The organism is Campylobacter concisus, assembly GCF_003048575.1.
GTDB classification, from domain to species: Bacteria; Campylobacterota; Campylobacteria; order Campylobacterales; family Campylobacteraceae; genus Campylobacter_A; species Campylobacter_A concisus_U.
In genome coordinates this window covers 15,896-28,764 of record NZ_PIRZ01000002.1, presented here as the reverse complement: position 1 = coordinate 28,764, position 12,869 = coordinate 15,896, and the positions used below count along the sequence as shown (strand labels likewise).

The 12,869-nt window shown below is 35.0% G+C and carries 10 protein-coding genes and 1 tRNA gene; 1 reads left to right on the top strand and 10 read right to left on the bottom strand.

Translation table 11 applies throughout. The features are described 5' to 3' along the window. Positions 1-2: 2 nt before the first annotated feature. On the top strand, positions 3-1,835 hold the full coding sequence (locus tag CVS84_RS02300; protein ID WP_107691281.1) for a peptidoglycan D,D-transpeptidase FtsI family protein: 1,833 nt from the start codon (positions 3-5) through the stop codon (positions 1,833-1,835). A gap of 655 nt (positions 1,836-2,490) precedes the next feature. Here CVS84_RS02300 and CVS84_RS02290 read toward each other — a convergent pair. The 10 genes from CVS84_RS02290 to fusA all read right to left on the bottom strand — a co-directional run bounded on the left by CVS84_RS02290 (position 2,491) and on the right by fusA (position 12,861). After that, positions 2,491-2,922 (bottom strand): fatty-acid--CoA ligase, encoded by a 432-nt coding sequence (locus CVS84_RS02290; RefSeq protein ID WP_107690998.1) that lies wholly within the window; start codon positions 2,920-2,922, stop codon positions 2,491-2,493. Further along, positions 2,923-6,018 (bottom strand): cytochrome c biogenesis protein CcsA, encoded by a 3,096-nt coding sequence (ccsA, locus tag CVS84_RS02285; protein WP_107690997.1) that lies wholly within the window; start codon positions 6,016-6,018, stop codon positions 2,923-2,925. 45 nt (positions 6,019-6,063) lie between these two features. After that, positions 6,064-6,621 (bottom strand): c-type cytochrome, encoded by a 558-nt coding sequence (locus CVS84_RS02280; protein WP_107690996.1) that lies wholly within the window; start codon positions 6,619-6,621, stop codon positions 6,064-6,066. A 92-nt stretch (positions 6,622-6,713) separates the two neighbouring features. Further along, entirely contained in the window at positions 6,714-7,988 is a 1,275-nt protein-coding gene (locus CVS84_RS02275) for an OprD family outer membrane porin (RefSeq protein ID WP_107690995.1), read from the bottom strand. Positions 7,989-8,244: 256 nt separating this feature from the next. After that, positions 8,245-8,682: a hypothetical protein gene (locus CVS84_RS02270; RefSeq protein ID WP_107690994.1), complete on the bottom strand. Its 438-nt coding sequence runs from the start codon at positions 8,680-8,682 to the stop codon at positions 8,245-8,247. A gap of 133 nt (positions 8,683-8,815) precedes the next feature. Continuing rightward, the gene (locus CVS84_RS02265; protein WP_107690993.1) at positions 8,816-9,403 is read right to left on the bottom strand and encodes a hydrogenase-4 component G; all 588 of its coding nucleotides are present in this window, start codon (positions 9,401-9,403) and stop codon (positions 8,816-8,818) included. 82 nt (positions 9,404-9,485) lie between these two features. After that, complete coding sequence (locus CVS84_RS02260; RefSeq protein WP_087585696.1) at positions 9,486-9,920, bottom strand: Dps family protein; 435 nt, start codon at positions 9,918-9,920, stop codon at positions 9,486-9,488. Positions 9,921-10,069: 149 nt separating this feature from the next. Continuing rightward, positions 10,070-10,447 carry a rhodanese-like domain-containing protein gene (locus tag CVS84_RS02255; RefSeq protein WP_107690992.1) on the bottom strand — a complete coding sequence of 126 codons (378 nt, stop codon included), beginning with the start codon at positions 10,445-10,447 and terminating at the stop codon, positions 10,070-10,072. A 182-nt stretch (positions 10,448-10,629) separates the two neighbouring features. Continuing rightward, positions 10,630-10,706: transfer RNA gene (locus tag CVS84_RS02250), tRNA-Arg, on the bottom strand. A 76-nt stretch (positions 10,707-10,782) separates the two neighbouring features. Continuing rightward, positions 10,783-12,861 carry an elongation factor G gene (fusA, locus tag CVS84_RS02245; protein ID WP_107690991.1) on the bottom strand — a complete coding sequence of 693 codons (2,079 nt, stop codon included), beginning with the start codon at positions 12,859-12,861 and terminating at the stop codon, positions 10,783-10,785. Positions 12,862-12,869 lie beyond the last annotated feature (8 nt).

Below are 12,869 nucleotides of genomic sequence, written 5' to 3'. Positions count from 1 at the left end.
TAATGAATTCCAGAAAATCAAAAATAACCATACTTTTTTTATTAATTACTTTTGGAATTTCAATATTTGTACTTGTCATATTTTATAGGGCAAGTATCGAACGAAAGCTTCCTAGGCTTCAAACAAGCGATATAAATACGGCAATTCGTGGCAATATAATCACAAAAGATGGCTTTAGCATCTCTTCAAGCCAAAAACTCTACAAAGTGATGCTTGATACTAGAAACATCGATCCTAATAAAAAAGAAATGTTTATCAAGCTATATTCGCTTTACAGCGGCGACGATCCAAACAAAGTAAGAAAGATCATAAATGGTACAAAAGGCATCGTTACACTCTCATATAGTATTGATGCAAAGGGTGCTACCTACCTTCAAGAGCTCTCAAGAAAGCTAAATCGCAAGAGCATTTTGGTTTCATATCTTGATCCAAAAACAGGTCTTGCTTCATTTCAGGGCATGAGAGTAATGGAGAGCGGCCAAAATCGTAAATTTATGTCAAAAGACGCCCTCACACCAGCTATTGGCTACGTGAGCAAAACTGAAAGTGACGCGCTTACAAAAAGCAAAGGCGTAAAAGGTCTTGAGAGATATTATGAAGATTATTTAGCTCCTATACAAAATGCAAAAATTTTAGGGCCTCGCGATATTGGAAATAATATTATTTTAACAAGTGACTCAAATTTAGCAACAAGAGTAGATGGCTACAATGCGGTGCTTTCTATACCGCTTAAATTTCAAACCAAACTAGAGCAAATTTTAGATGAAAAACGTGAATTTCTAGATGCAAAAGAGTTAGTTATATGCATAATGAATAGCAAAAATGGAGAAATTTTAGCCCTAGCTTCTAGCTCAAGATATGATCCTTCAAACATAAGAAAGCAAGATTATAGCGCTCTAAATTCGACCGTTAGCGAATATGCTTATGAAGTTGGCTCGGTTTTTAAGCCATTTATATTTTCTATCTTACTTCAAGAGAAGAAAGTAAATCCATTTGAGCTTGTAAATACCTATAATGGCCGATACCAACTTGGCAAAAGGATAATCAAAGATACCCATCCAGAGCCTTTTATGAGTGCTGAGGATATAATCGTACACAGTTCAAACATAGGCATGATTCAGCTTGTTGAGCGACTAAATGGGCCACAAATTTATCAAGGACTTTTAAATTTTGGCTTTTCAAGAAAAACAGGCATAGATCTACCTTACGAGCAAGTAGGTATGATGCCAACAGTTACAAAGCTAAACTCATCGACATATAAGGCGACTGTGAGCTACGGATACGGCTTGCAAGCTACATTTATGCAGCTTTTAAAAGCCTATAATACATTTAACAATAAAGGCATTGAAGTTACTCCTCACATGGTTGCCTACTTAGAGAGAAATGGAAAAAGATACGATTTGCCAAAGTCCGAGCCAGCTCAAGTTATATCACAAGAGACTGCAAAGATAATGAAGAGAATTTTAATAAAAACGGTTGAGAAAGGTACTGGACTAAAAGCCTTTACGCCAGGACTTGAGATAGGTGGCAAGACTGGAACTGCACACATTGCTTCAGGTAGTGGTGGATACAGCAACACCTACAATGGCTCATTTTTTGGCTTTGTGAACGACACAAGAGGTAATAGCTACACAATAGGCGTTTTAGCAAGGGATCCTAAAAGACCTTACTACTACTTCGGCGCTCAAAGTGCCTTGCCTATGTTTAAAAAGGCAGTTGATCTGATGGTTGAGGATGGATATTTATTTCCTGATGCAAATATAATAGCTGAGTTTGAAGCCAAAAAAGATAAGCTTAAAAATGATAAGACAAAACAAAAGCCTGCTTTGGACTAAAATTTTAAAAACAAAAAAGACCTAAAAACTAAGCAAAAACTAAATGTAAAAATTTTGGCGTTTTCTCTAATTGCAAAACCTTTAATGCTCTTAAAATACTTTTAGTTTATAATAGCAATTAAATTATAAATGGAAAATCTAAACTGATCAAAAAATTTTAAGTCTTTAATATTTTTAGAAGTTATCTCTTTGTCATCTTTGTAGTTTTTTCCGCCTAAAAAGAGCAGATAAATAAGTGGGGTAACATAATTAAATCTTAAAAAAAGCGCTACGATACAATGAAAAAAGCCGTAGTTATATTTGATGCAAACATAAAAGCCATAAATTATATAGGATATCATTAGAATCAAAAAAGCATAGAACACAAAGCTTAAACCAGTATAATCTGAAATATTTAAAAAGCTACAAACTAAAATAAAAGCACTTACCAAAGTAGGTAATATAATGATTGGAAAAATTAGATGAAGTCCAATTAGATCAAATTTACTCGCATAAACCTTTATATTATACCTACCTGTAGGAATTATCAAAAATATAGGCAATACGATTGAAAAGAAAATAAAAAATATCACGTACACAGAATCAAAATCATAAGAACCCATTTTTAAACCAAACTTAATTTTAAGATATTTTAACTACACTTTTTTGAATAAATTTATCTACGATTTTTGCGATTTTCTATGCCGATTTTCTCACTCTCTTCTATCTCGACAATATAGCTTGGATTTTTCTTTTTAGCCTCTTTGTCTAAAAAACTGATGAGCTTTGCATCAGAATTTTTATGAGAGCAGATTAAAATTATGAAATTTATATAGTTATTTGCCTCTTTTGGCATGACTTGGTTATTTTTAGCTGGTATACTAAAATTTCCTACGAAAATTTGAATAAGTTCGAAAAGCTCGTTTTTACTTAGGCTATTATCACCGGCAAGCTTTTCAAGCTTTTCGATCGTTATCTCTTCTTTTTCTAATGCGAGCTCCTTTGTTTCGATGCTATAATCCCTATTTCTTAAAAGTATATAGATTAACACACAAATTGCAATTAATAGCAATACAACAAAGAAAACTATTAGACCTTTTATTAGCATCTAAAGCCTTGAGCAAAGTGATCGCTTTGTAAATGCTAAAACACTCATAAGCACCATTATCACGATACTAATCCAGACAAAATCAGGCACTGGTAATGGATCTCCTGCTGCATATGAGTGCATGCCAGCTAAATAAAAATTTACACCAAAATAAGTCATAATAATCGACCAATAAGCAAAGAACGAAGCAACTGCAAACGCATATTGATTGTTTAGCCTTGAAATAAATCTTATATGAAGAACTGCGGCATAAACAAGTATAGAAACTAGCGCCCAAGTCTCCTTACTATCCCAGCCCCAATATCTACCCCAGCTCTCGTTTGCCCAAACACCGCCTAGAAAATTTCCAAGAGTAAGTAAGCTAAGTCCTAGTATCATAGCCATCTCATTTATACGAGTAGCTTCGAGGATATTGCGAGAAATTTCTGGATTTGGCTTTTTCTTATTTTGTAAAATGATAAGCAATAGTGTAAAGCCACCAAGTAACGCGCAAAGCCCTAAAAATCCATAACTTGCAGTAATGACAGAAACATGTATTGTTAGCCAGTAGCTTTGAAGCACCGGTACAAGTGTAGTGATCTGCGGATCCATCCAGCTAAGATGTGCAACAAATAATGTAACACCAGCCAATATAGACGTAAGAGCAAGAGCGATAGGGCTACGTTTTGCAAAGACGATACCAGAAAATCCTAGAGCCCAAGCGATATAGACCATCGATTCATAAGCGTTACTCCAAGGCGCATGCTCAGCAATGTACCAACGAAGCCCAAGCCCAACAGTATGAGCAAGAAAAGCTAGTAAATTTATAATGTATACAACTCTTACAATGCCATTTATCTGAACCTTTGGAGCTAGCATTTTGACAAAAACAAAAAATAAAAGCGCGAGGCCAGCCAAAAGATAAACCGGTGTCAATCGCTCAAAAATTTGAATTTTATTAAACAAAATTTCTATATTTATCTTTTCTTCACTTGGAATTACAGCAGAGCCGTACTTTTGCTGATAGGCTGAAATTTTATCAAGTGCAGCATCAGCCTTGCTCCAATCATTATCTTTTGTTGCTGCATCAACTGCTGCAAAATACTCTCTCATCATATTAATGACTAGATCGGCCTCCTTAGGCGGAAAGTACATCATTGCACTAGCAGGCGAATACCAAGAGTTTGATGGGTCATCTTGCTTTGGAAAAATTTTAAAAATTTCACCAATAAATATCATATAAAAAACATTCAATCTCTCGTCGATCTTGATTACGTCTTTATCAAATGTATTGCGTGATCCAGGATGCTTACGATTAGCAATTTCAGCAAATTTTGTGAGTTTATATTCACTTCCGCCATCTTTTGTGGCTCTAAAAAAATCATTAAAACTTGCATACTTTGCATTTTCATCTATGCCAAGCTCTTTTTTTAGCTCCTTACTTTGCCCAAGTGAGATAATTTTTTCACTTCGCCAAAAATTAGGCGTTACCATTATTGAAAGCATAGCTTGATTCGAGTTTAGGCTATTTATATTCTCGCTTCTATGTATTTTATTTAAAATTTCTTTGCTAAGAGTGTCAAATGGCTTCATTCTACCATCTGAGCTTTGCACAATAAGTCTAGAAAGCTTTTGTGTGTGCTCTTTGCTGATATTAGGCAAAAAGTCTTCAGCCTTTAATGAGCTAAAATTTAAACTTAAAAGCATAATGGCGATGATAGCAACAACCTTTTTACCACCCTTTGTTGATTCATTGTCTATTAACTTAGCTAGCTTTCTAAAACGACTACCAGGATTTACAACATTTAACACAAAGCCAAACCCAAGTAAAAAGTAGCCGATATAAGTTGGTATCTTGCCTGGATCTTTATTTACAGAGAGAATGGTTCCTTTTTCATCTGTATCGTATGAACTTTGGAAGAATCTATAACCATCATAGTCAAGCACATGATTCATATAAATTTTATAGTCAAGCCCCGACATGTTTGTATCATCTTTTACAATAACTTCACTTGAGTAGCTCATAGGCGAATTTGAACCAGGATATCTTTTAAGCTCAAAGTCTTTTAAGTATAGGCTAAACGGAAGTTTAACTTGCTGCGCGCCCCATGAAGCGTTAAATTTTTGTCCAGCCACAGCCAAGCGTGAAGGCTCTGTTAGGTTATAAAAAATATGCATCTCTTTACTCTCGCCTTTATAATTTAATTCAGCTATCAAGGCGTTAAATTCGCTATCTTTTGTACTAACTAGCTTTCTTGAAGCATGAGCTGAAACTAATCTTGGAGCAAAATTTATATTTGAAATAGTATAAAGACTACCCATGCCAAATTCATTTACGCTACCAGCTTTTAACTCAGTTTTTGAGCTATCGTTCATTGTAAATTTTGAAAGATCAGTATTTGAAGTAACTGTAAAATTTCCGTCCACTAATTTAAAAAGTACATATTTTTTACTCTCGTCTGGCTTAGCATTAAAGATAAAACTAATATCTGCAACTCTTGCTTCCTCTTCTTCTAACAAGAAGATTTCTTCACTTTCACTCTCGTTTGAAACCACAAATTCCACTACTGGTTGCCCATTTTTATCATCCACAAACTTATAACTTGCATTTGGCACAAATTCTTTAAATTTTAAATTAGCTTCATTATCTGCTATTTTTAGCTTTAGATCAAAACCTTTTTTTGCATCAGAAAGTCCTAGTGGCAAAGCAGCATTTATCTCTTCTCCATTATCGTTTAATGCGGTTAAATTTAAATAGGATATTTTTGTCGTAACGATATTTGACTGAGTTTTTTCTCTTATATGCATATCGGCCTCAAAGCCAATATATCTTGTTATACCAGCACCGATTAAGATAACGATAAAACCAAGGTGAAAGATAAGCGAAGGGAGTTTTTTAGGATCTATTAAGTTGTATCTAAAGATATTATAGGTCAAATTTATGCCAAGAAGTAGTTGAATGAGAGCAAACCAGCTAGCACCATAAACATAGTACCATGCAGCTTCTGTGCTAGTTTTACTTTCTATTATCGTAGCGACTCCGCTAGCTATGGCAAAGATTATCATCAAAATGATAGCTGAGCCCATACTTAAAAATAATGATTTTGGATTTAACATCTGCTTCCTTTTATTTACATCATGACAAAGCTATCAAAGTGAAACTTATCTTAAATAACTGCCTTGCTTTGTTTGGGTAGAGACTGGCTTGTTTTCATTTGTGTCTTGTTCAACAAAAGCATCTTTGCCTTTTAGATAGGCAAGAATCGCGCCAAGATCATTATTTGAAAGAATTTTAGCTTGATTTTGCATTACATTTTTACCGCTTCCACCAAAACTTGAGTCACTTCTATAAGAGATGATGCTATCTTCAATATCCTTAGCATCCATATTTTTTAGAGGCGTTGAACCAAATGGTCTTTTATCAGCATTTTCACCATGGCAGCTAGCACATTGCTTTTCATAAAGCTCCTTACCCAAAGAAACACTATATCTGCCCTTCCTATCAACGCCTAATTTTAAAATTCTATTATCTTTATAGCGTCTTGGATCTTCATCGACATAGACATTTACTTTTTCATTTCTATCATTAGCCTGCTTTTTTGCCATTTCAGCAAGTTCTTTACCAAACTCACCACGAGCTTCTATATAGTAGACTTGTGAAGCTGCAAAGGCATTTGCCACCAAAAAACACGCCAAAAAAGAAATTTTGATATTTTTCATGAGTTTCCTTGAAATTTTGCTCTAAATTTAAAAATCCCGGATCAGATTGCTCCGACCCGGGATTATATCATAAGTTGATTAATGAGCTACGATTAGAATGAGTATTTAGCTTCAAATCTGAATTGATCTTCTTTGTTTTTAGCCTCATCAGCAAATTTTGAAGTTTTGAATGCATAGTATGAGCTAAATGTTAGCTTTTTGCTATACTCATATGCAAATCTTGGAGTAATCTCTTCAACTTTTTCTTTGCCATTTTCGCCAGCAGCTGCAGCGTGTTTAATGTGGCCTTTTATGTAATCAACACCAACTGTAAATTTATCAAATGTATATCCAGCTGTTCCATATACTAGGTTTGCTTTTCCATCAGCCCAAGTTGGATCAAGTGTAAGCTCACCAACATCTATTAGACTACCTTTATCTTCAAGAGCAAATGATGTTACGCCTTTATTATCAACTTTCCAACCCATATAACCAGCTCTCAAATCAAAGCCAAATAGTGAAGCTGTAAGTTCGCCAGCATAGAAGTTACCATCATTATAGTTTGCAACGCCATTAGATTCACTTATAGCTTTAGAAAGATGTGCTTTTGCACTTTTATCTACAGTAGTATTTATATAGTTAACTCTACCTCCTAAGCTAACATCATCATTAATAGCAAAATTTGCTGAAACATCAGCTGCAAGTAGATCAGCTAGATTTGTTAGGCTAGCATACCATAGTTGGAAATTGATAGGATCATATGAACCAGCGATACCAGCTGCATATAGATTACCTGCATCATAATCATTTAAATAACTTGTAATTTCATACAACTCGCCATCACTTTCAACACTATCACCCTCAATTGCGTCAAAAGCTAAAGCAGTAAGTGTTAGTCCTTCGATGTCTTCATTTACTACTCTTACACCAGTACCGATAGCGTCATCTGTAAAGAATGAGCCGATCTCTTGTTTGCCAGCTGTTATAGTAGTGTTTCCAGCTTTATAACCAAGATAGAACTGATGAACTCTAAATGGCTCAGTTGTATTAGTTTTATCTGTGCCAATTTCTTGACTACCTTGATCGTTCTGAGTATTATCACCAGAATTATCAGTAGCGTTATATCTTAAACCAATAACGCCAAAGAAGTTATCATCAATAGCAGCTTTAAAATTTGCTACTGCTTTAAATTGATGACCAGCTTTTGAGCCAGACTCTGATTTTGTATTAGAAAACTCACCGTGTTTTTTATCATTTGTATATCTATATCTTGCAAATCCTGAAAGATCTACATTTTTTATAGCTTCTTCAAGTGGAGTAGCACTTGCTACGCTTGAAAATGCACCTAAAGCAACCAAAGTGGCTAAACTAATTTTTGTTAGTTTCATTTTTTCTCCTTTTAAGGTTTTGTGTCGACGATTATAATCAATAAAATTTAATATGAAGCTTAAAATTCTTTAATTTCAGTTACCGATCGTTTACCTTAATTAATCAAAAATAGATAAAAGTTGATAATTTTAAACAGACTAAGGATAAAAATTAAAATGAGTAAAAAGAAAAAGGGGCTATTGCTTTGCCCCTTAAAAGGAGTTCTAGTTTTGATTGCTACTGAAATTATATAAGCAAGCAGTAAATCAACGGTAATTAAAAAGAAATTTTTTCCTCTTTTGGCACTTCGATATTTGTTTTTACATTTTTTCTTTTAATAACCACTTCATTTTGCGGCTTTTTTATACCATTATATAAGCCACTAGAGCCACCCTCTTTTATAAGCAACATATCTATAAGTTTATCTGCATAAAAGGTCGCATAGACTAAGTCGCCTTTATCATAATAGTATCTATTTGCACAAAAATTTGCTTTATTGAGTTTGTGATTTTTTGTATCGCTCGCCACTATTTCATAGCAGTATTTTGAATCTTTATAAGTAACCTCTTTTATAAAACCTTTGATCGAGCTTTTTACTGGTGTATTTTGCATGACCTGTCTTGGCTGTTTTCGTACTGGTGGATTGTCTTCAAAAAATGAGCAACCCAAAAACATGATAGTAGTTGCCAGTGGAAGTAAAATTTTAGCTTTCATCTCTTCTCCTTAGTGTAAAACGGCGAAGTATAACTTTTAAGATTAAATAAATTTTGTGGGAAATTAAAGGCTCGTATCTAAATTTATATGCACAATCATATAAATTTATCTTAGGCGAGCCTGCCCAAGATAGTTAAGCTGAAACATTTAAAACGTTACCGCCAAGCTCGGCGATCTTTTTATCAAGTGTCTCAAGGGTCTTTTCAATAGTCTTTTGTGAAATTTTAGGAAGCTCACCTCCCCAAATTTTCTTCGCATCCTCAAAACCCTTTGCCACACCCTCTCTACCAGCTTTTAGTTTTTCTACGTCATCGCCTGCACTATTTAGCACAAAGCTAGCTATCCTATCAGCCGTATTTGTGATACCAAAAAATCCATTCTCGCTAATAAGATCATCTGCCTCGTCACTACTTAGCTCGTTTAAAGATTTACCGTTATAGCCGATACTTGCAAAATCAAGTCCTGATAAAATTTCTGATAAATTTTTAGGTGCATTAAAGCTTAAGCTACCTTGGGCTAATAAATTTGAACTACTACTTTTAACGATCTCTTTTTGATACTGCAAAAAGTAGCTATTTGAAATGTCTTTGGCTGTTAAATTTGTAATTTCAGACTCTTTTTTAGAGATATCCTTTTCATCTTTATGAAGCGAAATTTCTGATTTTACATTTTCTTTTATACTTGAACTATTATATGAGTTTGCGATTTGAGAAATTTTCATTTTGGCTCCTTAGAATTTATAAAATCAATATCGCCAAAAAGTAGAATTTATTTAGATAGAGCGGGAAAACTCCCGCTAGTAGTTATTTACTAAGTGTTGCGTTTAGCATCCAGATGGCTTTTTCAAATTTTGCGATTTGATCTTGTGCATACATTTGAGTTGTTGTATCACCTTCTGCAAGCTCGTCAAGCTTTTTAAACTCGCCCAAAAGGTGTTTATAATCAGCCAAGACAATCTCTAAAACCTCTGTTGGAGTGTAAATTTCTTTTGGCTCGTGTTTGATATGAGTAACTTTTGCTAGCTCTTCAGCCTTAACTATAGGTCTACCACCAAGCATAAGAGCTCTCTCAGCTGCATCGTCAAATATCTCACTCATATCTTCGTAAGCCTTTTCTGTGTATTCATGAACGCTAAAAAATTGAATACCTTTTACATTCCAATGAAGATCGTGAAATTTAATATAAAGTGCATTTGCATCAGCCTGAATAACATTTAATTGTAAAACAACTTTTGACATTTTGTCTCCTTCTTTATTATAAATATGATGAAATTATATGCAGTTAGAGTTAATCAGCGGTTAATCAAATAATAATTTTTATTATTTGATATAAATTTTAACTACAAGAAATTTATCTTGTAGTTAGAAAGTAGATTTTAAAAATTTGTTTATTTTTTATATGGTGTAGTTTTATAGCCTTGCTCAATCAAACTACCCATACCGCCATCTAAATTTATGATATTTAGATCAGCATTATCAATAATGGCCGCAGCAGCCGCACTTCTTCTACCACTTCTGCAAATAATAGCAACAGGCTTTTTGAGATCAACTGATTTTGATAACTCGTCTACAAATGCTTCTTTTTGGCTTGGATCAAAAGTAATAGTTTTTGCTCCTGCTATAATACCAGTCTCTTGCCACTCAAGTGGAGTTCTGATATCAACGATCTGATCATAATTTTTGATTACGTCTGGAGTAACTCGAATAGTTTTAACATCCGCAGACAACATAGAACAAACAGCCCCTAAAAGTAAAATTCTTTTCATTTATCATCCTTAAATAAAAATTTGTGTGATATTAGCATAGATTGTTAAATATATAAAATTTTGTTTGATAAATTTTATTGCTTGTAATTATTGAAATATTATGGATTGGCAGTCTTCTTATAAAAATTTAGTATAAATTTTTAAAATAAAAAGTGTTTTACAAAAAATTATATATGATACAATGGTGTCCCCAACAGGGTTCGAACCTGTGGCCTTAGAATTAGGAATTCTACGCTCTATCCAGCTGAGCTATGAGGACAAATTTGTGAGTTAGTTTATTTTTAGCCAAGCGGTTAAATTTAAAGGGCAGATCGCTCTGCCCTATTTTTGGCTAACTAGCCATTTCTCTTTTTAATGATCTCTTCACTTACGTTTTTAGGAACTTCTTCGTAGTGGTCAAATTCCATAGAGTAAGTCGCACGACCTTGTGTCATTGAGCGAAGGTCTGTTGAATAACCAAACATTTGTGCTAGTGGGCAGTAAGCAGCGATAATCTTGATGCCACTTCTATCATCCATTGAGTTTACTTGACCACGGCGCTTGTTAAGGTCACCGATAACGTCACCCATATACTCTTCTGGAGTCTCAACTTCAACCTTCATCATAGGTTCAAGAATAACAGCACCTGCTTTTCTAGCACCCTCTTTAAAGCCCATTGAAGCAGCAAGTTTAAACGCCATCTCAGATGAGTCAACTTCGTGGTAGCTGCCATCAAATAGTGTAACTTTGACGTCTTCAACTGGATAGCCGGCAAGAACACCACTTTGAAGTGCCTCTTTACAACCCTTTTCAACAGCTGGAATGTATTCTTTTGGAACAACACCACCTTTGATGTCGTTAACAAACTCAAATCCGCTAGCAGCTGAAAGTGGCTCGATACGTAGGAATACGTGACCATACTGACCACGGCCGCCTGATTGTTTAGCGTATTTATACTCTTGCTCAACTGTCTTGCGGATAGTCTCGCGGTAAGCAACTTGTGGTTGACCAACTTCAGCATCGACTTTAAATTCGCGAAGCATACGATCGACAATAATTTCCAAGTGAAGCTCACCCATACCGCTAATGATAGTCTGTCCGCTCTCTTCATCTGTGCTAACTCTAAAGCTTGGATCTTCTTGAGCTAGTTTTTGAAGAGCTATCGCCATCTTCTCTTGATCAGCTTTTGTTTTTGGCTCAACAGCAACGCTGATAACCGGATCTGGGAAATCCATTCTCTCTAAGATAACTTTATCTTTTTCGCTAGCCAAAGTATCGCCAGTTAGAGTATTTTTAAGACCAACAACAGCACCGATCTCACCAGCAAAAAGCTCTGAAATTTCTTCGCGCTTATTTGAGTGCATTTTTAATAGACGGCCAATTCTCTCTTTATTGTCTTGAACTGTGTTGTAAGCATAGCTACCACTTTCAAGGCTTCCTCTATATACACGAATAAATGTTAGCTGTCCAACAAATGGGTCAGTCATGATTTTAAACGCAAGAGCAGCAAATTCGCCATCATCAGTACTATCAACAGTTACTTCAGTACCATCTTCATAAACGCCTTTGATTGCTTCAATCTCATCAGGAGCTGGCAGATAATCAACTACAGCATCAAGTAAAGGCTGGATACCTTTGTTCTTAAACGCAGTACCACAAAGCATAGGTGTAATAGTCATTCTTAAGCAACCTGCTTTAATACCTTTTTTAATCTCTTCTTCAGTTAGTTCTTCGCCTGCAAAGAATTTCTCCATCAAGCTATCATCTGTCTCAGAAACAGCTTCGATTAGTTTTGCACGGTATTCTTCAGCCTTATCTTTAACTTCAGCTGGAATTTCTTCTTCAACATAATCAGTTGGTTTTTTATCATCATTCCAAACGTAAGCTTTCATTCTTACAAGGTCAACCACACCTCTAAAGTTATCCTCAGCACCTATAGGAATTTGAATAGGTATTGGGTTTGCTTTTAGTCTTTCCCTAATCTGCTCTTCAACTCTAAAGAAATTTGCACCTATTCTATCCATTTTATTAACAAAAACGATTCTTGGTACGTGATATTTATTTGCTTGTCTCCAAACAGTTTCTGATTGTGGTTGAACACCACCAACAGAACAAAATACTGAAACAGCACCGTCAAGAACACGCATAGAACGCTCAACTTCGATAGTAAAGTCAACGTGTCCCGGAGTGTCAATTAGGTTTATTTGATAACCCTTCCAAAATGCCGTAGTTGCAGCTGAAGTAATAGTAATACCACGCTCTTTTTCTTGTTCCATCCAGTCCATGGTAGCAGCACCATCATGAACCTCACCTATTTTATGGCTCATGCCGGTAAAGAATAAAATTCTCTCACTAGTAGTTGTCTTTCCAGCATCAATGTGAGCCGCAATACCGATATTTCTTACCTTATGTAAAGGCGTTTTTCTCTCTGCCATATTAATTC

Coding starts and splice junctions, on each gene's coding strand:
- CVS84_RS02270 (WP_107690994.1), bottom strand. CDS start 8,682: ATGAAAGCTAAAATTTTACTTCCACTGGCAACTACTATCATGTTTTTG.
- fusA (WP_107690991.1), bottom strand. CDS start 12,861: ATGGCAGAGAGAAAAACGCCTTTACATAAGGTAAGAAATATCGGTATT.
- CVS84_RS02265 (WP_107690993.1), bottom strand. CDS start 9,403: ATGAAAATTTCTCAAATCGCAAACTCATATAATAGTTCAAGTATAAAA.
- CVS84_RS02275 (WP_107690995.1), bottom strand. CDS start 7,988: ATGAAACTAACAAAAATTAGTTTAGCCACTTTGGTTGCTTTAGGTGCA.
- CVS84_RS02300 (WP_107691281.1), top strand. CDS start 3: ATGAATTCCAGAAAATCAAAAATAACCATACTTTTTTTATTAATTACT.
- CVS84_RS02280 (WP_107690996.1), bottom strand. CDS start 6,621: ATGAAAAATATCAAAATTTCTTTTTTGGCGTGTTTTTTGGTGGCAAAT.
- CVS84_RS02260 (WP_087585696.1), bottom strand. CDS start 9,920: ATGTCAAAAGTTGTTTTACAATTAAATGTTATTCAGGCTGATGCAAAT.
- CVS84_RS02255 (WP_107690992.1), bottom strand. CDS start 10,447: ATGAAAAGAATTTTACTTTTAGGGGCTGTTTGTTCTATGTTGTCTGCG.
- CVS84_RS02290 (WP_107690998.1), bottom strand. CDS start 2,922: ATGCTAATAAAAGGTCTAATAGTTTTCTTTGTTGTATTGCTATTAATT.
- ccsA (WP_107690997.1), bottom strand. CDS start 6,018: ATGTTAAATCCAAAATCATTATTTTTAAGTATGGGCTCAGCTATCATT.